The 23,657-nt window shown below is 61.6% G+C and carries 18 protein-coding genes and 1 pseudogene; all 19 read left to right on the top strand.

From position 1 onward, the window contains the following. Positions 1-112: 112 nt before the first annotated feature. The 19 genes and pseudogenes from HX875_RS01415 to HX875_RS01505 all read left to right on the top strand — a co-directional run bounded on the left by HX875_RS01415 (position 113) and on the right by HX875_RS01505 (position 23,560). Positions 113-1,570: a purine-cytosine permease family protein gene (locus HX875_RS01415; RefSeq protein WP_177041056.1), complete on the top strand. Its 1,458-nt coding sequence runs from the start codon at positions 113-115 to the stop codon at positions 1,568-1,570. 69 nt (positions 1,571-1,639) lie between these two features. Continuing rightward, positions 1,640-2,605 (top strand): ABC transporter substrate-binding protein, encoded by a 966-nt coding sequence (locus tag HX875_RS01420; protein ID WP_177041057.1) that lies wholly within the window; start codon positions 1,640-1,642, stop codon positions 2,603-2,605. Positions 2,606-2,676: 71 nt separating this feature from the next. Next, positions 2,677-3,528 (top strand): ABC transporter permease, encoded by an 852-nt coding sequence (locus HX875_RS01425; protein WP_017478193.1) that lies wholly within the window; start codon positions 2,677-2,679, stop codon positions 3,526-3,528. Next, the gene (locus HX875_RS01430; protein ID WP_177041058.1) at positions 3,525-4,349 is read left to right on the top strand and encodes a quaternary amine ABC transporter ATP-binding protein; all 825 of its coding nucleotides are present in this window, start codon (positions 3,525-3,527) and stop codon (positions 4,347-4,349) included. The genes HX875_RS01425 and HX875_RS01430 overlap by 4 nt, the downstream gene beginning before the upstream one ends. Positions 4,350-4,485: 136 nt before the next feature. After that, the gene (locus HX875_RS01435) at positions 4,486-6,009 is read left to right on the top strand and encodes an HAL/PAL/TAL family ammonia-lyase (RefSeq protein WP_177041060.1); all 1,524 of its coding nucleotides are present in this window, start codon (positions 4,486-4,488) and stop codon (positions 6,007-6,009) included. 114 nt (positions 6,010-6,123) lie between these two features. Beyond that, on the top strand, positions 6,124-7,662 hold the full coding sequence (gene hutH / locus HX875_RS01440; RefSeq protein WP_177041062.1) for a histidine ammonia-lyase: 1,539 nt from the start codon (positions 6,124-6,126) through the stop codon (positions 7,660-7,662). Positions 7,663-7,843: 181 nt separating this feature from the next. Continuing rightward, on the top strand, positions 7,844-9,250 hold the full coding sequence (locus HX875_RS01445; protein ID WP_177041064.1) for an amino acid permease: 1,407 nt from the start codon (positions 7,844-7,846) through the stop codon (positions 9,248-9,250). Between the two features lie 17 nt (positions 9,251-9,267). Further along, complete coding sequence (gene hutI, locus HX875_RS01450; protein ID WP_177041066.1) at positions 9,268-10,473, top strand: imidazolonepropionase; 1,206 nt, start codon at positions 9,268-9,270, stop codon at positions 10,471-10,473. Positions 10,474-10,484: 11 nt separating this feature from the next. Then, positions 10,485-11,285 carry an N-formylglutamate deformylase gene (hutG, locus tag HX875_RS01455; RefSeq protein ID WP_177041068.1) on the top strand — a complete coding sequence of 267 codons (801 nt, stop codon included), beginning with the start codon at positions 10,485-10,487 and terminating at the stop codon, positions 11,283-11,285. Between the two features lie 249 nt (positions 11,286-11,534). Beyond that, positions 11,535-12,482 (top strand): choline ABC transporter substrate-binding protein, encoded by a 948-nt coding sequence (locus tag HX875_RS01460; protein ID WP_177041070.1) that lies wholly within the window; start codon positions 11,535-11,537, stop codon positions 12,480-12,482. A 173-nt stretch (positions 12,483-12,655) separates the two neighbouring features. Beyond that, complete coding sequence (locus HX875_RS01465; protein ID WP_177041072.1) at positions 12,656-13,591, top strand: alpha/beta hydrolase; 936 nt, start codon at positions 12,656-12,658, stop codon at positions 13,589-13,591. A gap of 103 nt (positions 13,592-13,694) precedes the next feature. After that, on the top strand, positions 13,695-14,666 hold the full coding sequence (gene pip / locus HX875_RS01470) for a prolyl aminopeptidase (protein ID WP_177041074.1): 972 nt from the start codon (positions 13,695-13,697) through the stop codon (positions 14,664-14,666). Then, a complete protein-coding gene (gene dtd, locus HX875_RS01475) occupies positions 14,663-15,100 on the top strand; it encodes a D-aminoacyl-tRNA deacylase (protein WP_017478202.1) in 438 nt (145 codons plus the stop codon). Before pip ends, dtd begins: the two co-directional genes overlap by 4 nt. Positions 15,101-15,367: 267 nt before the next feature. Continuing rightward, a complete protein-coding gene (locus HX875_RS01480) occupies positions 15,368-17,107 on the top strand; it encodes a glucan biosynthesis protein G (protein ID WP_371317244.1) in 1,740 nt (579 codons plus the stop codon). Beyond that, positions 17,100-19,690, top strand: a pseudogene (mdoH, locus tag HX875_RS01485) (glucans biosynthesis glucosyltransferase MdoH). Before HX875_RS01480 ends, mdoH begins: the two are co-directional and overlap by 8 nt. 220 nt (positions 19,691-19,910) lie before the next feature. Next, complete coding sequence (locus HX875_RS01490; protein ID WP_177041078.1) at positions 19,911-20,714, top strand: transporter substrate-binding domain-containing protein; 804 nt, start codon at positions 19,911-19,913, stop codon at positions 20,712-20,714. 219 nt (positions 20,715-20,933) lie between these two features. After that, entirely contained in the window at positions 20,934-21,731 is a 798-nt protein-coding gene (locus tag HX875_RS01495; protein ID WP_010169158.1) for a transporter substrate-binding domain-containing protein, read from the top strand. A 142-nt stretch (positions 21,732-21,873) separates the two neighbouring features. Further along, positions 21,874-22,833: an amino acid ABC transporter permease gene (locus HX875_RS01500; protein WP_093202652.1), complete on the top strand. Its 960-nt coding sequence runs from the start codon at positions 21,874-21,876 to the stop codon at positions 22,831-22,833. Continuing rightward, the gene (locus HX875_RS01505) at positions 22,826-23,560 is read left to right on the top strand and encodes an amino acid ABC transporter ATP-binding protein (protein ID WP_177041081.1); all 735 of its coding nucleotides are present in this window, start codon (positions 22,826-22,828) and stop codon (positions 23,558-23,560) included. Before HX875_RS01500 ends, HX875_RS01505 begins: the two co-directional genes overlap by 8 nt. Positions 23,561-23,657: the final 97 nt, after the last annotated feature.

Genomic DNA, 23,657 nt, shown 5'->3' on the forward strand with positions numbered 1-23,657 from the left:
GATGCAGGCGACTCGGTTTGTCAGTAAGACCGAGGTGATGCCATCGCAGGCAAGCCAGCTCCCACAGAAGAGCAATCCGCATGCAGAACAATCCATCAGAGGTTGAACAACAATGGCTGTAAATGACGCTCGTGCAAGCAGCACCCCGTTGATCGAAAGGCGTTCGATCGACTACATCCCGGAAGCGGAAAGACACGGCCGTCTGTTAAGTCAGTTCACCCTGTGGTTGGGTGCCAACCTGCAAATCACCGCGATTGTCACCGGGGCCCTGGCCGTGGTGCTGGGCGGTGATGTGTTCTGGTCGTTGATCGGTCTGCTGATCGGTCAACTGCTGGGCGGCGGCGTCATGGCGCTGCATGCGGCGCAAGGCCCGCAACTGGGCTTGCCGCAGATGATCTCCAGCCGCGTGCAGTTTGGCGTGTATGGCGCGGTGATCCCGCTGGTGCTGGTGTGCCTGATGTACATCGGTTTTTCTGCCAGCGGCTCGTTGCTGGCGGGGCAGGCGGTGGCGCAGTTGCTCCATGTTGAGGACTGGGTGGGCATCGTGCTGTTCGCGGGGCTGATCATGGTGTTCACGATCTTCGGCTACCGGGTGATTCACGGCATTGGCCGGGTTGCCAGCGTGCTGGGTGTGGTGGCTTTCGTCTACCTGTTCTACAAGTTGCTGGCCGGTAACGACATCGGTGCGTTGCTGGGCAACAAGCATTTTTCTCTCAGCAGTTTCCTGCTGGCGATTTCCCTGTCGGCGTCCTGGCAGATCGCGTTTGGCCCCTATGTGGCGGACTACTCGCGTTACTTGCCGCGCAGCACCCAGGCTTCGAAAACCTTCTGGGCCGTGGGTCTCGGTTCGGTGATCGGTGCGCAGGCGTCGATGGTGTTCGGTGTGTTTGCAGCGGCCCTGGCCGGCTCGCAATTCGCTCACCACGAAGTGTCATTCATCGTCGGCCTGGGCGGCACCGGGATCGTCGCGGCGCTGCTGTATTTCAGCATCGCCTTCGGCAAGGTCACCGTCACCACCCTGAATGCCTACGGCAGCTTCATGTCGATCGCGACCATCATCAGTGGCTTCCGTGGCAGCCGGCATATCGGCAGTGGCACGCGCCTGTTGTACATCTTCGTGATGGTGTCGATTGCCGCTGCGCTGGCGTTGCTGGGCAAGGACTCGTTCCTCAAGGATTTCTCCGCGTTCATCCTGTTCCTGCTGGCGTTTTTCACGCCCTGGAGCGCGATCAACCTGGTGGATTTCTACTGCATCACCAAAGAGCGCTACGACATTCCGGCACTGTCCAACCCCGACGGCCGCTACGGTCGCTGGAACGTGATGGGCATCAGCATCTACGTGTTCGGCGTGCTGATCCAGATGCCGTTCATCTCCACGCATTTCTACACCGGACCACTGGTTGCCAGCCTCGGCGACACCGATATCTCCTGGATCATCGGCCTGGTGGTGCCGGCTGCGCTTTACTACTGGGCCGCCAAAAAGTGGCACAGCGCAATACCTGAACACCTGATCCTGCCGGTAGAGCAGGGCGCTGCACCAACGACAAACGGGCTGGTTGCACAGGCCTGATGGGACGTGGACAGGGCAGGATGCCTACTGACTGCCGTAATCCATTTCAAGATTGGGAGCGTCACAACAATGAAAATGAATAAGACCCTGCTGGCCACTTTGTTCTCTGCAGGCTTGCTGGCTTCTGCTGGCGCTCAGGCGGCGGGTTGGTGCGAATCCGGCAAACCGGTGAAATTCGCCGGCCTGAACTGGGAAAGCGGCATGTTGCTCACCGACATCCTGCAAACCGTGCTGGAAAAAGGCTACGACTGCAAAACCGATAGCCTGCCGGGCAACTCCATCACCATGGAGAACGCCCTGAGCAGCAACGACATCCAGGTGTTCGCCGAGGAGTGGGTTGGCCGCAGCGAAGTCTGGAACAAGGCCGAGAAGGCCGGCAAAGTCGTCGGTGTCGGCGCTCCGGTGGTAGGTGCGGTTGAAGGCTGGTACGTGCCGCGCTACGTGATCGAAGGCGATGCCAAGCGCAAGCTGGAACCCAAGGCGCCGGACCTGAAAAACATCGCCGACCTGGCCAAATACGCCTCGGTGTTCAAGGACCAGGAAGAACCGTCCAAGGGCCGCTTCTACAACTGCCCGGCCGGCTGGACCTGTGAGCTGGACAACAGCGAAATGCTGAAAAGCTATGGCCTGGAAAGCACCTACACCAACTTCCGTCCAGGCACCGGACCGGCGCTGGATGCGGCAGTGCTGTCGAGCTACAAGCGCGGCGAGCCGATCCTGTTCTACTACTGGTCGCCCACCCCGCTGATGGGCCAGGTGGACCTGGTCAAACTCGAAGAAAAGCCCGGTGTGGATAAAAGCGTGAGCATCAAGGTCGGTCTGTCCAAGACCTTCCACGAGCAAGCGCCGGAATTGGTGGCCGTGCTGGAAAAGGTCAACCTGCCTATCGACCTGCTGAACCAGAACCTGGGCCGCATGGCCAAAGAGCGAATTGAATCACCAAAACTGGCGAAAATTTTCCTCAAGGAACATCCTGAAGTCTGGCACGCATGGGTGAGCGACGACGCAGCCAAGAAAATCGACGCGGCCTTGTAGGTTGAGCGTTTCCGGTTGCCCTCGCAGGCAGCCGGAAGCCCGGCCACAATCCACTGGATCGAGAGCACACTATGTTTCCTGAGAGTTTTACGTTTTCCATCGCCGATTGGGTCAACAGTTGGGTTGATTCGCTGGTGACCAATTACGGTGATGTGTTCCGGCACATCTCCGACACCCTGTTGTGGGCCATCGTCAACCTGGAAGGCGTGCTGCGCGCGGCACCCTGGTGGTTGATGCTGGCGATTGTCGGCGGCATTGCCTGGCACGCCACGCGCAAGGTGGTCACTACGGCGGTGATCGTCGGCTTGCTGTTCCTGGTGGGCGCCGTTGGCCTGTGGGACAAGCTGATGCAAACCCTGGCGCTGATGATGGTGGCCACGGTGATCTCGGTGCTGATCGGCATTCCTTTGGGGATTCTGTCGGCCCGCAGCAACCGCCTGCGCTCGGTGTTGATGCCGCTGCTGGACATCATGCAAACCATGCCCAGTTTCGTGTACCTCATCCCGGTGTTGATGCTGTTTGGCCTGGGCAAGGTGCCGGCGATTTTCGCCACGGTGATCTACGCTGCGCCACCGCTGATTCGCCTGACCGACCTGGGCATTCGCCAGGTCGACGGTGAAGTCATGGAAGCGATCAACGCCTTCGGTGCCAACCGCTGGCAGCAACTGTTCGGCGTGCAACTGCCGCTGGCCCTGCCGAGCATCATGGCCGGGATCAACCAGACCACCATGATGGCCCTGTCGATGGTCGTGATCGCCTCGATGATCGGTGCCCGTGGCCTGGGTGAAGACGTACTCGTCGGCATCCAGACGCTTAACGTCGGGCGTGGCCTTGAAGCCGGCCTGGCGATCGTGATTCTCGCAGTGGTCATCGACCGCATTACCCAGGCCTATGGTCGTCCACGGCATGAGGCGAGCAAATGACTACCGTCAGCAAGATTGAAGTCAAAAACGTATTCAAGATCTTCGGCAACCGTTCCAAGGAAGCACTGGCGCTGATCGGCCAGGGCAAGACCAAGGACCAGGTGCTGGCCGACACCGGTTGCGTGGTGGGTGTGAACGACCTGTCCCTGAGCATCGGCACCGGCGAGATCTTCGTGATCATGGGCCTGTCGGGCTCCGGCAAGTCGACCCTGGTGCGCCACTTCAACCGCCTGATCGACCCCACCAGCGGCGCGATCCTGGTGGACGGCGAAGACATTCTGCAACTGGACATGGAAGCCCTGCGCCAATTCCGCCGGCACAAGATCAGCATGGTGTTCCAGAGCTTCGGCCTGCTGCCTCATAAGAGCGTGGTGGACAACGTGGCCTACGGCCTGAAAGTGCGCGGCGAAACCAAGCAAGTGTGCACCGAGCGTGCGCTGCACTGGATCGAAACCGTGGGCCTGAAGGGCTACGAAAACAAATACCCGCACCAGTTGTCCGGCGGCATGCGCCAACGGGTGGGCCTGGCTCGCGCCCTCGCGGCCGACACCGACATCATCCTGATGGACGAAGCGTTCAGCGCCCTCGACCCGCTGATCCGCGCCGAGATGCAGGACCAGTTGCTGGAACTGCAAAAGACCCTGCACAAGACCATCGTCTTCATCACCCACGACCTCGACGAGGCCGTGCGCATCGGCAACCGCATTGCGATCCTCAAGGACGGCAAGCTGATCCAGGTCGGCACGCCTCGGGAGATTTTGCATTCGCCGGCGGATGAGTATGTGGACCGGTTCGTTCAGCGGCGGGCTGCCGTGGTTTGACCGCGATTTGTGGTGAGTTGACTGGCGCTATCGCAGGCAAGCCAGCTCCCACATTTGAAATGCATTCCCCCTGTGGGAGCTGGCTTGCCTGCGATGAGGCCGGTGAAGCTGCACAAGAATTGGAGAAGGTACAAAGATGTCCCAGGCTGAAAAAATCATCATCGCCGACGCCCCGCTGCGCTGGCAGGACGTGGTCGCCGTGGCCCGCCACGGTGCTGTCCTCGAACTCTCGGGCCAGGCCTGGGCGCGAATCGACAATGCCCAGGCCATCGTCCAGCGCATCGTCACCAGCGGCGAGCGCGCCTATGGCGTCAACACCGGCCTGGGCGCCTTGTGCAACGTTTCGCTCAAGGGCGAGCAACTCAGCCGGCTGTCGCGCAACACCCTGCTCAGCCACGCCTGCGGCGTCGGCCCGGCGCTGAGCGACGAACAGACTCGCGCGATCATCTGCTGCGCCATCATCAACTACAGCCACGGCAAGTCCGGCCTGCATCCGCAAGTCGTGCACTCACTGCTGGCGCTGCTCAACCATGGCATCACGCCGCAGGTTCCGTCACAGGGCTCGGTGGGCTATTTGACCCACATGGCCCACATCAGCATCGCCTTGCTCGGTGTTGGCAATGTGAGCTACCGGGGCCGCATCGTCCCGGCGCACCAGGCCCTCGCCGAAGAAGGTTTGCAGGCGGTGGTGCTGGGTGCCAAAGACGGCCTGTGCCTGGTCAACGGCACGCCGTGCATGACCGGCCTCAGTTGCCTGGCCCTGGCCGATGCGCACCGTTTGCTGCAGTGGGCCGATGTGATCGGTGCCATGAGTTTTGAAGGCCAGCGCGGTCAGATCGACGCCTTCGACGAAGAGATCATCGCCCTCAAGCCGCACCCGGGCATGCAGCAAGTGGGCATCAACCTGCGGGCGTTGCTCGATGGCAGTGAAGTGATCGCCAGCAGCAAAGGCATTCGCACCCAGGACGCCCTGAGCATCCGTTCGATCCCCCAGGTGCACGGTGCTGCCCGCGATCAACTGGAGCACGCCACCCGGCAGATCGAAACCGAACTCAACGGCACCAGCGACAACCCGCTGGTGCTCGGCACGCCAGATAACTACCGCGTGGTCTCCCAGGCCAACCCGCACGGGCAGTCCGTGGCCCTGGCGGCCGACATGCTGGCCATCGCCATGGCCGAAATCGGCTCCATCGCCGAGCGCCGCCTGGACCGCCTGATCAACCCCCACGTCAGTGGCCTGCCGGCGTTCCTCGTGAGCAACCCCGGGGTCAACTCCGGGATGATGATCGTGCAGTACGTCGCCGCTTCGCTGTGCGGGCAAAACCGTCAGCTGGCGCAACCGGCGGTGCTCGACAACTTCGTCACCTCGGGCCTTCAGGAAGACCACCTGAGCATGGGCACCAACGCGGCGCTGAAGCTGCATTCGGTGCTGGAAAACGTCACCCAGATCCTCGCCATCGAGTACCTGCTGGCGGCCCAGGCGTTCGAGTTCCTCCAGGAACAACGCTTCGGCGCCGGCACCGATGCCGCCTGGCGTTTGCTGCGTGAGCATGTCCCGGCCTATGACCAGGACCGCTGGCTGGCGCCAGACATCGCGGCCGCCGCCGCGTTGCTCAAGCACGCCGATTTACTGCAACGCACGCTACCGAATTTGCACTGATCTTTTCCCAACAATAACCAGCGTGCCAAGCCGACTGATCCTCTAAAAGAGCACAGCGGCGGATAACGGAAGCATCCGGAGCGACTGGTAGTTAACAACACTCTCAAAAGGAGCATGAATGTGACTGCGCTAAACCTGATTCCAGGCCAACTGAGCCTTGCCCAACTGCGAGCCATCTACCAGCAGCCGGTAACCCTCAGTCTGGATGACAGCGCCTCGGCCCAGATCGAAGCCAGTGTTGCCTGCGTGGAGCAGATTCTCGCCGAGAACCGCACCGCCTACGGCATCAACACCGGTTTCGGCCTGCTGGCCTCGACCCGCATCGCCAGCGAAGACCTGGAAAACCTCCAGCGTTCCCTGGTGCTGTCCCACGCCGCCGGCGTCGGTGAGCCCATCAGCGATGCGCTGGTGCGGCTGGTCATGGTGCTCAAGGTCAACAGCCTGAGCCGGGGTTTTTCCGGGATTCGCCGGCAGGTGATCGACGCGCTGATCGCCCTGATCAACGCCGAGGTTTACCCGCACATTCCGCTGAAAGGTTCGGTGGGGGCCTCCGGTGACCTGGCGCCGTTGGCCCACATGTCGCTGGTGCTGCTGGGCGAAGGCAAGGCCCGCTACAAGGGCGAATGGCTGGAAGCCACCGAAGCGCTGAAAGTCGCCGGCCTCACGCCGCTGACCTTGGCGGCCAAGGAAGGCCTGGCGCTGCTTAACGGCACTCAGGTTTCCACCGCTTACGCGCTGCGTGGCCTGTTTGAAGGCGAAGATTTGTTTGCCGGTGCGTTGGCTTGCGGTGCCCTGACGGTGGAAGCCGTGCTGGGTTCGCGCTCGCCGTTCGACGCGCGTATTCACGCGGCCCGTGGCCAGCGTGGCCAGATCGACTCCGCCGCCGCTTATCGCGCCCTGCTGGGCGAAAGCAGCGAAGTGTCCCAATCCCACGAGAACTGCGACAAGGTCCAGGACCCGTACTCCCTGCGCTGCCAGCCGCAAGTCATGGGCGCCTGCCTGACCCAGTTCCGTCAGGCGGCCGAAGTGCTGGTGGTAGAAGCCAACGCCGTATCGGATAACCCACTGGTGTTTGCGGCGGAAGGTGACGTGATTTCCGGCGGCAACTTCCACGCAGAACCGGTGGCCATGGCGGCGGACAACATGGCGCTGGCCATCGCGGAAATCGGCTCCCTGAGCGAACGCCGCATCTCGCTGATGATGGACAAGCACATGTCGCAACTGCCGCCGTTCCTGGTGGGCAATGGCGGTGTGAACTCCGGCTTCATGATCGCCCAGGTGACGGCAGCGGCATTGGCCAGCGAGAACAAGGCGCTGGCGCATCCCCATAGCGTCGACAGCCTGCCCACCTCGGCGAACCAGGAAGACCACGTGTCGATGGCTCCGGCTGCGGGCAAGCGCCTGTGGGAAATGGCCGAGAACACCCGTGGTGTGTTGGCGGTGGAATGGTTGGCGGCGTGCCAGGGCCTGGACCTGCGCGATGGCTTGAAGACTTCACCCGCGCTGGAAAAGGCACGCGGGATCCTGCGCAGCAAAGTCGCGTTTTATGAGAAGGACCGGTTCTTTGCGCCAGACATCAATGCCGCCAGTGAGCTGTTGGCAACGCGCTGCCTGAATGAGCTGGTGCCGGCGAAGTTGCTCCCGAGCCTGTAACAGCCACACCGATCCAGTGTGGGAGCTGTCGAGCCTTGGCGAGGCTGCGATGGCGCCGGCACAGGCAACATTTTCGTAGCCTGACCCACCGCTATCGCAGCCTCGCCAAGGCTCGACAGCTCCCACATTGATCTTCTGCAGATTCGAATTTTCTCAGGATAAAAATAATTAAGGACGAGAAATGCACCAGGAACAAGGTTTGAAACGCGGGCTCTCAGCCCGACATATTCGCTTCATGGCCCTCGGTTCCGCGATCGGTACCGGGCTGTTTTACGGCTCTGCCTCCGCCATCCAGATGGCCGGCCCCGCTGTACTGCTGGCCTACCTGATCGGTGGCGCCGCGGTGTTCATGGTGATGCGCGCCCTCGGCGAAATGGCCGTGCACAACCCGGTGTCCGGCTCCTTCGGCCAGTACGCCAGCACCTACCTGGGCCCGATGGCCGGCTTTATCCTCGGCTGGACCTACGCCTTTGAAATGATCATCGTCTGCCTCGCCGACGTGACCGCCTTCGGCATCTACATGGGCTTCTGGTTTCCCGAAGTCGCGCGCTGGGTCTGGGTGCTGGGCATCGTGTTGCTGATCGGCGGCCTGAACCTGTGCAACGTCAAAGTCTTTGGCGAAATGGAGTTCTGGCTGTCGCTGCTCAAGGTCGGCGCCATCGTCGCGATGATCCTTGGTGGCTTCGGCATCATGCTGTTCGGCATTCACTCGGCGGGCGACGCGCCGGCTACCGGCCTCAGTAACCTGTGGGCCCACGGCGGCTTCATGCCCAACGGCGTGGGCGGCTTGATTGCGTCCTTCGCGGTGGTGATGTTCGCCTTTGGCGGCATCGAAATCATCGGCATCACCGCCGGCGAAGCCAAGGACCCGCAGCGCGTGATTCCCAAGGCGATCAACGCGGTGCCGCTGCGTATCCTGCTGTTCTACGTGCTGACGTTGTTTGTGCTGATGGCGATCTACCCGTGGCCGCAGATCGGCAGCCAGGGCAGCCCGTTCGTGCAGATCTTCAGCAACCTGGGGATAGGCTCGGCAGCGACCATCCTCAATATCGTGGTGATCTCCGCCGCCGTCTCGGCCATCAACAGCGACATCTTCGGCGCCGGCCGCATGATGTACGGCCTGGCCCAGCAAGGTCAGGCGCCCAAGGGTTTTGCCCAGCTGTCGAAACAGGGCGTGCCGTGGATGACCGTGGTGGTGATGGGCGCTGCGTTGCTGGGCGGCGTGGTGCTCAACTACCTGATCCCGGAAAACGTGTTCCTGGTGATCGCCTCGATTGCGACCTTTGCCACTGTGTGGGTGTGGCTGATGATCCTGGTCACCCAGGTGGCGATGCGTCGCGCGATGACCAAGGAGCAGATCGCCGAGCTGAAATTCCCGGTGCCGTTCTGGCCCTATGCGCCAGCGGCCGCCATCGTGTTCATGCTGTTTATCTTCGGCGTGCTGGGTTACTTCCCGGACACCCAGGCCGCCCTAATGGTCGGCGCCGTGTGGATCGTCCTGCTGATCGTTGCCTACCTGCTGTGGGTCAAGCCCGCCGCCGGGCAAACGGCCAAGGTCCACTACGACCCGGCTTTGTCTCACCGATAACCTAACGCAGGTGTTGAATGAAAACGCTTTGGCAACACTGCCACGTTGCAACCATGGCCCAGGGCAACTACTCGATCATCGAGGATGCCGCCATCGTTACCTCGGGCACGCTCATCGAGTGGATCGGCCCGCGCGTCGATCTGCCGAAGGCGGACTACGCAACCACCCATGACCTGCAAGGTGCGTGGGTCACCCCCGGGCTGATCGACTGCCACACTCACACGGTGTTCGGTGGCAATCGCAGCGGCGAGTTCGAGCAGCGGCTGCAAGGCGTGAGCTACGCCGAGATCGCCGCCGCCGGTGGCGGTATTGCCAGCACCGTACGCGCCACGCGCGCGGCGTCCGAAGATGAGCTGTTTGCCAGCGGCCACAAGCGCCTGCGCAGTTTGCTGCGCGACGGTGTGACCACCGTCGAGATCAAGTCTGGCTACGGCCTGGACCTGGCCAGCGAGCGCAAGATCCTGCGGGTGATCCGTCGCCTCGGCGCCGAGTTGCCGGTCAGCGTGCGCAGCACCTGCCTGGCGGCCCATGCGTTGCCGCCGGAGTACGTGGACCGCGCCGACGCCTACATCGACCACATCTGCACCGAGATGCTGCCGGCACTGGCGGCGGAAGGCCTGGTGGATGCGGTCGACGCCTTCTGTGAATACCTGGCGTTTTCGCCGGAGCAGGTGGAGCGTGTGTTCATCGCCGCCCAGAAACTCGGCTTGCCGGTAAAACTGCACGCCGAACAGTTGTCGTCCCTGCACGGCTCCAGCCTGGCAGCGCGCTATCAGGCGTTGTCGGCGGACCATCTGGAATTCATGACCGAGGAAGACGCCATCGCCATGGCCGCTTCCGGCACCGTCGCGGTGTTGCTGCCGGGGGCGTTCTACTTCCTGCGGGAAACCCAGCTGCCGCCGATGGACGCCCTGCGCAAGCACGGCGTGAAGATCGCCATCGCCAGCGACCTCAACCCGGGCACCTCGCCGGCGTTGTCGGTGCGCCTGATGCTGAACATGGCCTGCACCCTGTTCCGCATGACCCCGGAAGAAGCCCTGGCCGGCGCCACGCAACACGCGGCCACCGCCCTGGGCCTGGGCGACAGCCACGGCTCGCTGGAAGTGGGCAAGGTCGCGGACTTTGTCGCCTGGCAGATCGATCGCCCTGCCGACCTGGCCTACTGGCTGGGTGGCGAGCTGGATAAACGCGTCGTGCGCCACGGCGCCGATGTCACCGTTTAAGGAGTACTGCTGTGGATAAGGTTCTGAACTTCAAACAAGGCCGTGTGCCGCTGCTGATCAGCATGCCCCACGCGGGCCTGCGCCTGACGCCGGCGGTGCAAGCCGGGTTGATCCCCGAGGCGCAAAGCCTGCCGGACACCGACTGGCACATCCCCACGCTGTATGACTTCGCCGAAGCACTGGGCGCCAGCACCCTGGCGGCCGAGTATTCGCGCTTTGTCATCGATCTGAACCGGCCATCAGACGACAAGCCGCTGTACGTCGGCGCCACCACCGGCCTGTACCCGGCGACGCTGTTTGACGGTGTGCCGCTGTTCCGCGAAGGCCTGGAACCGTCCAAGGCCGAACGCGCCACGTACCTGGAGCAGGTGTGGACGCCGTATCACCGCACCCTGCAAAACGAGCTGGCCCGGCTCAAGGCCGAGTTCGGCTATGCATTGTTGTTTGATGCGCACTCGATCCGCTCGATGATCCCGCACCTGTTCGAAGGCAAGCTGCCGGACTTCAACCTCGGCACTTTCAATGGCGCTGCCTGCGACCCGCAACTGGCCAGCCAGCTGGAAGCCATCTGCGCCGGGCATCCGCAGTACAGTCATGTGCTCAACGGGCGTTTCAAGGGCGGGCATATCACCCGGCACTACGGCAACCCGGCGGAGAACATCCACGCCGTGCAGCTGGAACTGGGGCAGTGCACGTACATGGAAGAGTTTGAGCCGTTCCGCTATCGCGCCGACCTGGCCGAACCGACTCGGGTGGTATTGAAGGAGTTGCTGGAAGCGTTCCTGGCCTGGGGGCAGAAGCACTATCGGTGATTGGTTACGCAACTGAGATAGCCATCGCGGGCAAGCCCGGCTCCCACCTTTTGAATTGCAAACACATTCAAACGTGGGAGCTGGCTTGCCTGCGAAGAGGCCCTCAACAGCAACACACCTCCCAAGTCGTCTGTGTGCAAATCCCTGTCGCCACAGTTCGCTTTTATCGAGGTCTCGCTGGGTAAGGTGTTGGGCACGGCGCGTCAGACGCCATCCCCACAATAAAAACTGCCGAGTGAGACCGCATCGATGAAAAGACTGTTCAACCGCTGTCTGTTGATTCTCACCGGCGCCGCACTGATCAGTGCGAATGCCATGGCCGCCGACCCGGCCTCCTGCAAGGTCGTACGCATGGGCGTGGTCAGCTGGACTGACGTGATCGCCACCAGCGGCATGGCCGACGTGCTGCTCAATGGCCTGGGCTATGACAGCAAGCAAACCAGCGCCGTGCAGCAAATCATCTTTGCCGGCATCCGTGACAAGCGCCTGGATATCTTCCTCGGCTACTGGAAACCGGCGATGGACAACAACATCGCGCCGTTCCTCGCGGCCAATCAGGTCAAGGTGTTCGATAAGCCGAGCCTGGCCGACGCCCAGGCCACCCTGGCAGTGCCGCAGTACGTCGCCGATGCCGGCCTGAAAACCTTTGCCGACATTGCCCGCTTCAAGGACAAGCTGGGCGGCAAGATTTACGGCATCGAGCCGGGCAGCGGCGCCAATACCGATATCCAGAAAATGATCGACAGCAACCGCTTCGGCCTCGGCGGCTTCAAGCTGGTGGCGTCCGGTGAAGCGGGCATGCTGGCCGCGGTGCAGCGGGCAGTGAGTCGCAAGGAGTTCGTGGTGTTCGTCGGCTGGACCCCGCACCCGATGAACATCAACATGAAAATGGCTTACCTCACCGGCAGTGAAGATGTGTTCGGTGCCAACGAGGGCATGGCCACGGTCTCCACGGTGACGGCGCCGGATTACGCCGAGCGTTGCCCCAACGTGACACGCCTGCTGGAAAACCTGACCTACACCGCGGCCCAGGAGAGCCAGTTGATGGTACCGATCATGGACCGTAAGACGCCGCAGGATGTGGCCAAACAGTGGTTGCGGGATAACCCCGAGGACCTGCAGCGCTGGCTGGCAGGTGTGACGACTTTGGATGGCAAAGACGGCGTGGCGGCGGTGCAGGCCAGCCTGAAACCCTGATGCGAACACGATAGATCAAACAACAGAGAGCCAATGTGGGAGCCGGGCTTGCCCGCGATGGCGGTGTATCAGTCGACGATGGCGTTGGTTGACACACCGCTATCGCAGGCAAGCCAGCTCCCACATTTGTCTTGTGGTGTGCTTTGAGTCTTCCTATCAGGACGATCACCTTCATGTCCCACTACCCGATTTCCGCGCCAATGTGCGCCTTCGTCGAAAAAACCGAATCCTTCACCAGCGATGACACATCGCTGGCTGGATTGCGCCAAGGCTATGACCGCATGTGCCAGGCATTCACCCCGGCGCGGCCGGAAGAGTTGCAGGTGTCAGACGGTTCCCTCGGTGGCGTGGGCATACGCATTTATCAACCCACGACACCCGAGCCCGATGCCGGCTGGCCATGCATCCTTTATATGCACGGTGGCGGCTGGGTGGTGGGTGGCCTGGATTCCCACGACTTTATCTGCTGGGAGCTGGCCGACGCTCTGCAGGTGCTGGTGATCGCCATTGATTATCGGCTGGCCCCCGAACATCCATTCCCGGCCGCCTTCGACGATTGCCGCGCGGTCTGGCGGGCGATTCAGGCGGGTGAAGCGCCTTGTCACATCAACCTTCAACGTCTGGTGGTGGCCGGTGACAGTGCGGGCGGTAACCTGGCGGCTGCCTTGTGCCTGGGCCTGCGGGATGACCATCAACCGCAGCCCCTGGCGCAAATCCTGATCTACCCCGGCCTGGGCGGCCCCGCCGACTTGCCGTCCCGCCGCGACTGCGTCGACGCGCCACTGCTCAGCACGGCCGACACCGAGTGTTACTTGGCGCTGTACCTGCGTGGGCCAGGCAAACCGTCGCCCTACGCCATGCCATTGCTGGCGGCGGATTTCAGCGGGCTGCCGCAGGCTTTGATCGCCGTCGCCCAGTTCGACCCGCTGCGGGACGACGGCATGCTCTACGCCGAGCGCCTGCAAGCGGCCGGGGTGGCGGCCACGCTGTATCCCGGCAAAGGCCTGATTCACGGCTGCCTGCGGGCCCGGGGCCAGGTCGCGGAGGTCGACCGGCTGTACGCTTATCTGCTGGATTACCTGCGTGGTGTTCTGCTGACACAGGTCTAAGTCCGTCAGGACATGCTCATTGCACAATTCGGGTTTATGATGCCAGACGGCAGAATAATAGACGTCCCCCCAGGGATGAACTCGACCCCTTACGGAGCGCGCAATGCAGACTTTGTACCCGCAGATCAAACCCTACGCCCGGCACGATCTGGCCGTCGATGAAACCCACGTCCTGTACGTCGACGAAAGCGGTTCCCCGGAAGGCTTGCCCGTTGTGTTCATCCACGGCGGCCCTGGCGCCGGGTGTGACGCCAATAGCCGCTGCTTTTTCGATCCGAATCTGTACCGAATTGTTACTTTTGATCAGCGCGGCTGCGGGCGCTCCACCCCGCGGGCCAGCCTGGAAAACAACACCACCTGGGACCTGGTGGCCGACCTTGAGCGGATTCGCGAGCACCTGGGTATCGAAAAATGGGTGCTGTTCGGCGGTTCCTGGGGCTCGACCCTGGCCCTGGCCTATGCGCAAACCCATCCAGAACGGGTACATGGTCTGATTGTGCGGGGCATTTTCCTGGCCCGCCCCCAGGACATTCAGTGGTTTTACCAGGCGGGCGCCAGCCGACTGTTCCCCGATTACTGGCAGGACTACCTCGCGCCCATCCCTGCGGAGGAGCGCCACGACCTGCTCAGCGCCTACCACAAGCGCCTGACCGGCAACGACCAGATCGCCCAGATGCACGCCGCCAAGGCCTGGTCCACGTGGGAAGGCCGTATGTTGGGCCTGTGCCCGAACCCGCAGTTGATCGAGCGTTTCTCCGAGCCCCAGCGCGCCCTGTCGATTGCCCGTATCGAATGCCACTACTTCACCAACAACTCGTTCCTTGAGCCAGACCAGCTGATCCGCGACATGCACAAGATCGCCCATCTGCCTGGCGTCATCGTGCATGGCCGCTACGATATGATCTGCCCGCTGGATAACGCCTGGGAACTGCACCAGGCGTGGCCCAACAGTGAGCTGCAGATTATCCGCGAGGCCGGCCATGCGGCTGCCGAACCCGGCATCGCCGATGCGCTGGTGCGTGCGGCGAGTGAAATGGCACGGCGCCTGCTTGATCTGCCGCCTGAAGAAGCATGAAGGGGCTTTTGCAACGGGTGCGCGGCGCCCGGGTCGAGGTAGAAGGGCAAGTAGTGGGGGCCATCGACCAGGGTTTGCTGGTGCTGGTGGCTGTCGAACCGTCAGATACTCAAGCCTGCGCCGACAAGCTCCTGCATAAGCTGCTTAACTATCGGGTGTTCAGCGACGACGAGGGCAAGATGAACCTGTCCTTGAAAGACATTGGCGGCGGGTTGCTGCTGGTGTCGCAGTTCACACTGGCGGCGGACACCAAGAGCGGCTTGCGTCCCAGCTTCTCCACGGCGGCACCGCCGGCGTTGGGCGAAGCACTTTTCGACTACCTGCTGTTACAAGCGCAACAATTGCATGGCACGGTAGCGGCGGGGCGTTTTGGCGCTGATATGCAGGTGCATTTGGTCAATGACGGGCCGGTCACCTTCCTGTTACAGACGTGAATGTACTGAAAACGACTTGTAATGCCCAAAAAACCGGGTTTTCGCTACAAATACTTCGCTGACCCTGATGCGTTGTCACGCGGGCTACTAGATAATCGCGCGCTACGGGGATCAGCGTAAATTGGTCCATTTTTGACTTAGGTAGAGACTTGTCCGATCGCCAGTGGGGAATCATTTAGCCCCATGGGAGTCGGAACAATGCTCGCCAACCTGGCATATAGATAGCTGGCCGTTGGTTTTTTGATCTGTTTTCGGCGAGGGTTGCTCGTGATTGTTAGTCCCTGTAATGCACCAAAATTGTCTGCCAAACGGTTACGAAACGCACTGGTAACGGGCTCTGCCCTGTTTTGCCTGTTCGGCGCGGGTCAACTGTGGGCATTCAGTCTGGATGATGTGTCGGCCAAGGCAAAAGAGCTGGCCGGGCAGAAATACGAAGCTCCGCGCAGCAATTTGCCGAACGAATTCCGCGAAATGAAATTCGCTGATTACCAGAAAATTCGTTTCCGCAACGAAAAAGCCGAGTGGGCCGATCAGAACACCCCGTTCAAGCTGTCCTTCTATCACCAGGGTATGCACTTTGATACACCGGTGAAAATCAACGAAGTCACCGCCGACAGCGTCCAGGAAATCAAGTACGACCCGTCCCGCTTCGATTTCGGCGACGTCAAGTTCGATCCCAAGTCCACCGAACAGCTGGGTTATGCCGGTTTCCGTGTGCTGTACCCGATCAACAAGGGCGACAAGCAAGACGAAATCATGACCATGCTCGGCGCCAGCTATTTCCGCGTCGTGGGTAAAGACCAGGTCTACGGCCTGTCTGCCCGCGGTATGGCGATCGACACTGCGTTGCCGTCCGGCGAAGAATTCCCGCGTTTCACCGAGTTCTGGATCGAGCGTCCAAAGCCGGGTGAGAAACAGCTGGTGATCTACGCCCTGCTGGATTCGCCACGGGCCACAGGCGCCTATCGCCTGATCCTGCGCCCTGGCACCGACACCATCGTCGACGTCAAATCCCAGATGTACCTGCGTGACAAGGTCACCAAGCTGGGCATCGCCCCGCTGACCAGCATGTTCCTGTTCGGTGCCAACCAGCCGTCCAAGGTCCTCAACTACCGTCGCGAGCTGCATGATTCCAGCGGCCTGTCGATCCATGCCGGCAACGGCGAGTGGATCTGGCGCCCACTGAACAACCCGAAACACCTGTCGGTCAGCAACTTCACCGTGGAAAACCCGCGTGGTTTCGGCCTGCTGCAACGCGGTCGCAACTTCAGCCACTACGAAGACCTCGACGACAACTACGACAAGCGCCCAAGCGCCTGGATCGAGCCTGATGGCGACTGGGGCAAGGGTTCCGTCGACCTGGTAGAGATTCCGACCGCCGATGAAACCAACGACAACATCGTTGCCTTCTGGAGCCCGGAAAAACTGCCGGAGCCAGGCAAGCCGCTGGACGTCGCCTACCGCCTGCACTGGACGTTGAAAGACGCCGAGTTCCATTCGCCTGAAAGCGCCTGGGTCAAGCAGACCCTGCGTTCCACCGGCGACGTCAAGCAATCCAACCTGATCCGCCAGCCAGACGGCAGCGTGGCTTACCTGGTGGACTTCGAGGGCCCGTCCCTGAAGAAACTCGCACCGGATGCACCGGTTCGCAGCCAGGTCAGCGTGGGCGACAACGCCGAAATCGTTGAAAACAGCGTGCGCTACAACCCGCACACCCAAGGCTGGCGCCTGACCCTGCGCATGAAGATCAAGGACGCAGGCAAGCCGACCGAAATGCGTGCTGCCCTGGTCCAGGATATCGTGACACCTGAGCCGGAGAAGGTTTCGACCCAAGTGCTTAAGGCCGACAAGGTTTTGGCCAAGCAACACGAGAAAGCGGCCAAGAAAGACGCCAAGGACAAGGACGCCAAGCAGCCGGAAGCGGCTGCCCCAGCCACACCGGAGCCGGCCAAGACAGAGCAAGTCCTGACCGAAACCTGGAGCTATCAGTTGCCTGCCGATGAGTAATTCCCAAGTCCAGCCAGAGACTCTTGCCGAGTACCTGGCGCATCTACCGATGACCGATGAGCAGCGCGCCGAACTGGCGGGCTGCGAGTCCTTCAGTGATTTGCACAAGCGCCTGTCGTCGTCCACGTTCGATGCGCCGGCCGACGCTGCCCAAACGTCGGTAGGTGCGCGGCTGACCCTCAACACCGCCGAAGAGCTGCAAGACGCCGAAATGCTGGCGCTCGATGCCAGCGGCCGGGTCTGCCTCAAGGCCACGCCGCCGATTCGTCGGACCAAGGTCGTGCCTGAGCCGTGGCGCACCAATATCCTGGTGCGTGGCTGGCGCCGCCTGACCGGTCGCACCAACCCTCCGGCACCGCCGAAGGATGAGCGCGTGTTGCCGGCTGCGCGCTGGCGCACCGTCGGTTCGATCCGTCGCTATATCCTGCTGGTGCTGATGCTCGGCCAGACGATCGTCGCAGGCTGGTACATGAAAGGCATCATGCCGTACCAGGGCTGGTCCTTCGTCGACTTTGACGAGATCCGCAACCAGACCCTGCTGCAAACCGCTACCCAGGTACTGCCTTACGCCCTGCAAACCAGCATCCTGGTACTGTTCGGGATTCTGTTCTGCTGGGTCTCGGCCGGTTTCTGGACCGCGCTGATGGGCTTCCTGGAACTGCTGACCGGTCACGATAAATACCGTATCTCCGGCAAAAGTGCCGGTGACGAGCCGATTCCGAAAGACGCCCGCACCGCGCTGGTAATGCCGATCTGCAACGAAGACGTGCCCCGGGTATTTGCCGGCCTGCGTGCGACGTTCGAATCGGTAGCCGCCACCGGTGACCTGGACCGTTTCGACTTCTTCGTCCTAAGCGACAGTAACGAGGCCGATATCTGCATCGCCGAGCAGCAAGCCTGGCTCGACGTGTGCCGCGACGCCGGTGGCTTCGGCAAGATCTTCTATCGCCGCCGTCGCCGTCGCGTCAAACGCAAGAGCGGCAACCTCGACGACTTCTGCCGTCGCTGGGGCGGTGACTACAAGTACATGGTGGTCCTCGACGCTGACAGCGTAATGAGCGGCGAATGCCTGACCAGCCTGGTACGCCTGATGGAAGCCACGCCGGATGCCGGGATTATCCAGACCGCGCCGCGTGCGTCGGGCATGGACACCCTGTATGCGCGCATGCAGCAGTTCGCCACCCGTGTGTACGGCCCGCTGTTTACCGCCGGCCTGCACTTCTGGCAGCTGGGTGAATCCCACTACTGGGGCCACAACGCGATCATCCGCATGAAGCCGTTTATCGAGCACTGCGCCCTGGCGCCGTTGCCGGGTAAAGGCGCGTTTGCCGGTGCGATCCTCTCTCACGACTTCGTTGAAGCGGCGCTGATGCGCCGTGCCGGCTGGGGCGTGTGGATTGCCTACGACTTGCCGGGCAGCTACGAAGAACTGCCGCCGAACCTGCTGGACGAACTCAAGCGTGACCGTCGCTGGTGCCACGGTAACCTGATGAACTTCCGCCTGTTCCTGGTAAAAGGCATGCACCCGGTGCACCGTGCGGTGTTCCTGACCGGCGTGATGTCATACCTGTCGGCGCCGTTGTGGTTCTTCTTCCTGGTGCTGTCGACGGCCTTGCTGGCGGTCAACACCCTGATGGAGCCGCAGTACTTCATGGCGCCACGCCAGTTGTACCCGCTGTGGCCGCAATGGCATCCGGACAAGGCGGTGGCGCTGTTCTCCACCACCATCGTGCTGCTGTTCCTGCCTAAACTGCTGAGCATCATCCTGATCTGGGCCAAGGGCGCGAAAGAGTTCGGCGGCAAGTTCAAGGTGACCTTGTCGATGCTGCTGGAGATGCTGTTCTCCATGTTGCTGGCGCCGGTGCGGATGATCTTCCACACCCGTTTCGTACTCGCCGCGTTCCTCGGCTGGGCTGCGACCTGGAACTCGCCACAGCGTGACGACGACTCCACGCCCTGGAGCGAGGCGGTCAAGCGCCACGGTCCGCAGACCTTGCTCGGCTTCTTCTGGGCACTGCTGGTGGTGTGGTTGAACCCAAGCTTCCTGTGGTGGCTGGTGCCGATCGTGGGTTCGCTGATGCTGTCGATTCCGGTGTCGGTGATTTCCAGCCGGGTCAAGCTGGGCCTCAAGTCCCGTGACGAGAGCCTGTTCCTGATCCCCGAGGAATACAATCCGCCCCAGGCGCTGTTGTCGACCGACAAATACACCCACGAAAACCGTTGGCATGCGCTGAACGACGGCTTTGTGCGGGCGGTGGTCGATCCTCAGCAAAACGCCCTGGCGTGTGCCCTCGCGACGTCCCGTCACGGGCAGGCGGAGCCGATCGAATGGCTGCGCGCCGAGCGTGTTCGTCATGCGCTGAAAGTCGGCCCTGCCGGCCTCAACAACGGCGAACGCCTGGCCTTGCTCAGCGACCCGGTCGCCCTGGCTCGTTTGCACGAGCAGGTCTGGAGCGAAGGTCACTCCGAATGGCTCAACGCCTGGCGGGCATCGGTCAAGGCTGATCCGCATGCGCCGTTGCTGCCATTGAAACCACTTTCGTCCCAGGCTCAACCGGCCTGATTCGGACGCCCCCGAGGTAGCGCCTCGGGGGCGTTTTTGGCAACCGTCCTACGTTGTTTTTCCCCTCTGTTCTTCCGCGCTAACTCCTTGTTATTTCGAAACAAAAGACCCTTCACCAAGGCGTATTGCCGTGCCTGTGAGTGGGTTAGCATCGCCCCCAAAATCTGACTCGAAGCCCCTGGTTTACGCGAACTTGTGCGTGGCTGGGAGTGGGAGTGTTTAACGGAACAGGGGCGTTTCATGATCAAAAGGTATTTATCGATGCTGTTGCTCGGCATCGTCACGTTTTCCTATGGTTACCTGGCGCATGCCGGGGCAATAGACGAAGCCGTTCGCCGCGGTGTGCTGAAAGTTGGCACCAACCCGGCCTACGTGCCCTTCGAGATGACCGACAAGAAAGGCCGCATCGTCGGCTTTGAAATTGACCTGCTGCGGGAGATGAGCAAGGCGCTGGGGGTGAAGCTGGAGTTGGTCTCAGTGCCCTATACCGACCTGATACCCGGCCTGCTGGCCAGCCGGTTCGACCTGATCGGTAGCGGCATGACGGTCACCCAGGAGCGCAACCTGACACTCAATTTCAGCGATTCCTTCATCATCGTCGGCCAGACCGTGCTGCTGCATCCGCGGCTGGCCGAGCAGGTCCACAGCATCGAAGACTTGAACGAAGCCGGCTACCGGATCGCGGCGGCCGAAGGCACCACGGGCGAGGCGGCGGCGAAGAGGTTTCTCGACGCTGCCCGGTTGCACAGTTTTCCGACCCCTGAAGAAGGGGTGCGCCAGGTGGTGGAGGGCAAGGCGGACGCCTTTATCCATGACGCGCCGTACAACCTGATCGCCATCACCAAGCCCCAGAACCGCACGCTGTTGGCGCTGGAACAACCCTTCACCTACGAGCCGTTGGCGTTCGGGGTGAAAAAGGGCGATTACGACAGCCTCAACTGGATCAATCATTTCCTCAATCAGGTGGCGCAGGACGGCACCTACGATCGGCTGCATGACAAGTGGTTCAAAGACACGGACTGGATGACGGAGGTGGGCTGGTAGTCATAACTGCTTACACATCAATCAATTGGCTGGCCTGTGCGTTGACATGTCTAGCGGCAGGGTTCCCTGCACCGTTGTGGGGCTTTTCTGTCATCCCTTGGCAACAAATCCCGGTGAAACCTTTGTACCGGGCGGGGAGTGAGTTAGGATCGCACCCCGAAATGGTGCAGCCCTTTTGCGCGCCGATCTCACCATAAAATGGGTTCAGGGGACTTGATGATGAAAAAGTATCTTTCGATGCTGCTGCTAGGCGTCACCGCACTGGTGGCGGTCAACGCGGCCCACGCCGGCGCCATCGATGATGCGGTCAAGCGCGGCACGTTGAAAGTCGGCATGGACCCGACCTACATGCCGTTCCAGATGACCAACAAGCGCGGTGAAATCATCGGCTTTGAAGTTGACATCCTCAAGGCCATGGCCAAGTCCATGGGCGTCAAGTTCGAGCCGATCTCCACCGGCTACGACGGCATCATCCCGGCCCTGCTGACCAACAAGTTCGACATGATCGGCAGCGGCATGACCCTGACCCAGGAACGCAACCTGCGCCTGAACTTCAGCGAACCGTTCATCGTGGTCGGCCAGACCCTGCTGATTCGCAAGGAGCTGGAAGGCACCATCAAGTCCTACAAAGACCTGAACGACGAGAAGTACCGCCTGACCTCCAAGCTCGGCACCACCGGCGAGATGGTGGCCAAGAAGCTGATCTCCAAGGCCAAGTACCACGGCTACGACAACGAGCAGGAAGCCGTGCTCGACGTGGTCAACGGCAAGGCCGACGCCTTTGTCTACGACGCGCCGTACAACGTGGTGGCGGTGAACAAGGTCGGCAATGGCAAGCTGGTATTCCTCGACCAGCCGTTCACCTTCGAGCCCCTGGCGTTCGGCCTGAAGAAGGGCGACTACGACAGCATCAACTTCATCAACAACTTCCTGCACCAGATCCGCAACGACGGCACCTACGATCGCATCCATGACAAGTGGTTCAAGAGCTCCGAGTGGCTCAAGGACATGGAATAACGCTTGGCTTGTGTGGCGAGGGAGCTTGCTCCCGCTGGAGTGCGTAGCGCTCCCGCCTTTTTTGGGGCTGCTACGCAGCCCAACGGGAGCAAGCTCCCTCGCCACATACGGGGTACATCCCGCCCCTGATGGATGTTAAATAATGAAACAGAAAAAAGCCCAATGGCCCTGGCACCTGCTGACGGTGCTGGTGCTGGTCGGCCTGGCCGGCGCGTTGTATTACGCCACCTCGCTGATGTCCTACGAATGGCGCTGGAACCGTGTTCCGCAGTACTTCGTCTACCAGGCAGAAGAGTCCCAGCGGGCGTCGGACATTTCCACCGTCAGCGAACTGGTGCGCAAGGGCGATGTAGCTGAAGTCACCCTGCGTAACGGTGAGGGCAACGAGCAGCACCTGACCGTAGCCGAGAACAGCCTGCAAGTGGCCAAGGACGATGACGTGGCCGAGGGCGATGTGATCGGCGTCACCCGGCATTGGGCCGCGGGCCCGTTGTTGTGGGGTTTGTGGACCACGTTGTGGCTATCGGTGGTGTCCGGGGTGCTGGGCCTGTTGATCGGCCTGGCGACCGGGTTGTGTCGCTTGTCGAATAACCCGACTTTGCGCGATCTGTCGACGATCTACGTCGAACTGGTACGCGGTACGCCGCTATTGGTGCAGATCTTCATTTTCTATTTCTTTATCGGCACGGTGCTCAACCTGTCCCGGGAATTCGCCGGGATCGCCGCGCTGTCGTTGTTTACCGGCGCCTATGTGGCCGAAATCATTCGTGCCGGCGTGCAGTCGATTGCCCGTGGCCAGAATGAAGCGGCACGTTCTTTGGGGCTCAGTGCCGGCCAGTCGATGCGCCATGTGGTGTTGCCGCAGGCCTTCAAGCGCGTGTTGCCGCCGCTGGCCGGGCAATTTATCAGCCTGGTGAAGGACACGTCCCTGGTGTCGGTGATCGCGATTACCGAACTGCTGAAAAGCGGCCGCGAGGTCATCACCACCTCGTTCTCGCCGTTTGAAATTCTGTTCTGCGTGGCAGGCCTGTACCTGCTGATCAACCTGCCGCTGTCGAAAATCGCCAGCCGGCTTGAGCGGAGGCTCGCGCAAAGTGATTGAAGTCCGCGATCTGGTAAAAGTCTTCGACACCCGTGGCCACGTAGTCCGCGCGGTGGATAACGTGACCACGCAGGTGGCCAAGGGTGAAGTGCTGGTGGTGATCGGCCCGTCCGGCTCCGGCAAGTCGACGTTCCTGCGTTGCCTAAACGGCCTGGAAGAGTTCGATTCCGGCTCGGTGAGCATTGACGGCCTGCAACTGGCAGACCCGAAAACCGACGTGAACGCTTATCGCCGGGAAGTCGGCATGGTGTTCCAGCACTTCAACCTGTTCCCTCACATGACCGTGCTGGAAAACCTCTGCCTGGCGCAAAAAGTCGTGCGCAAGCGCGGCAAGAAAGAGCGCGAGGCCAAGGCCCTGGCGCTCCTGGAAAAGGTCGGCATTGCGCAGAAAGCCAACGAATTTCCGTCGCGGCTTTCCGGTGGCCAGCAGCAGCGCGTGGCGATTGCCCGTGCGCTGGCGATGGAGCCCAAGGTGATGCTGTTTGACGAGCCTACCTCGGCGCTGGACCCGGAAATGGTCGGCGAAGTGCTGGACGTGATGAAGACCCTGGCCCTGGAAGGCATGACCATGGTCTGCGTTACCCATGAAATGGGTTTTGCCCGGGAAGTGGCCGATCGGGTGCTGTTCTTCGATCACGGCAAACTCCTGGAAGACGCCGCTCCGGCGCAATTCTTCGATTCGCCGAAGGACCCCCGGGCCCAAGCCTTCCTGCGTCAAGTTCTGTAAAACGCTTCTTGTGGTGAGGGAGCTTGCTGTGGCGAGGGAGCTTGCTCCCGCTGGGCTGCGTAGCGGCCCCAAAATCCTGGGAGCGCTGCGCACTCCA

It is taken from the genome of Pseudomonas yamanorum (assembly GCF_013386765.1).
In the GTDB taxonomy this organism is placed as follows: domain Bacteria; phylum Pseudomonadota; class Gammaproteobacteria; order Pseudomonadales; family Pseudomonadaceae; genus Aquipseudomonas; species Aquipseudomonas yamanorum_A.

What these genes read in the sequence shown, in the direction of transcription:
- HX875_RS01430 (WP_177041058.1), top strand. Translation starts at nt 3,525, where the DNA reads ATGACTACCGTCAGCAAGATTGAAGTCAAAAACGTATTCAAGATCTTC.
- pip (WP_177041074.1), top strand. Translation starts at nt 13,695, where the DNA reads ATGCAGACTTTGTACCCGCAGATCAAACCCTACGCCCGGCACGATCTG.
- HX875_RS01465 (WP_177041072.1), top strand. Translation starts at nt 12,656, where the DNA reads ATGTCCCACTACCCGATTTCCGCGCCAATGTGCGCCTTCGTCGAAAAA.
- HX875_RS01445 (WP_177041064.1), top strand. Translation starts at nt 7,844, where the DNA reads ATGCACCAGGAACAAGGTTTGAAACGCGGGCTCTCAGCCCGACATATT.
- HX875_RS01425 (WP_017478193.1), top strand. Translation starts at nt 2,677, where the DNA reads ATGTTTCCTGAGAGTTTTACGTTTTCCATCGCCGATTGGGTCAACAGT.
- HX875_RS01495 (WP_010169158.1), top strand. Translation starts at nt 20,934, where the DNA reads ATGAAAAAGTATCTTTCGATGCTGCTGCTAGGCGTCACCGCACTGGTG.
- hutI (WP_177041066.1), top strand. Translation starts at nt 9,268, where the DNA reads ATGAAAACGCTTTGGCAACACTGCCACGTTGCAACCATGGCCCAGGGC.
- hutH (WP_177041062.1), top strand. Translation starts at nt 6,124, where the DNA reads ATGAATGTGACTGCGCTAAACCTGATTCCAGGCCAACTGAGCCTTGCC.
- HX875_RS01460 (WP_177041070.1), top strand. Translation starts at nt 11,535, where the DNA reads ATGAAAAGACTGTTCAACCGCTGTCTGTTGATTCTCACCGGCGCCGCA.
- HX875_RS01420 (WP_177041057.1), top strand. Translation starts at nt 1,640, where the DNA reads ATGAAAATGAATAAGACCCTGCTGGCCACTTTGTTCTCTGCAGGCTTG.
- dtd (WP_017478202.1), top strand. Translation starts at nt 14,663, where the DNA reads ATGAAGGGGCTTTTGCAACGGGTGCGCGGCGCCCGGGTCGAGGTAGAA.
- HX875_RS01500 (WP_093202652.1), top strand. Translation starts at nt 21,874, where the DNA reads ATGAAACAGAAAAAAGCCCAATGGCCCTGGCACCTGCTGACGGTGCTG.
- HX875_RS01490 (WP_177041078.1), top strand. Translation starts at nt 19,911, where the DNA reads ATGATCAAAAGGTATTTATCGATGCTGTTGCTCGGCATCGTCACGTTT.
- HX875_RS01415 (WP_177041056.1), top strand. Translation starts at nt 113, where the DNA reads ATGGCTGTAAATGACGCTCGTGCAAGCAGCACCCCGTTGATCGAAAGG.
- HX875_RS01435 (WP_177041060.1), top strand. Translation starts at nt 4,486, where the DNA reads ATGTCCCAGGCTGAAAAAATCATCATCGCCGACGCCCCGCTGCGCTGG.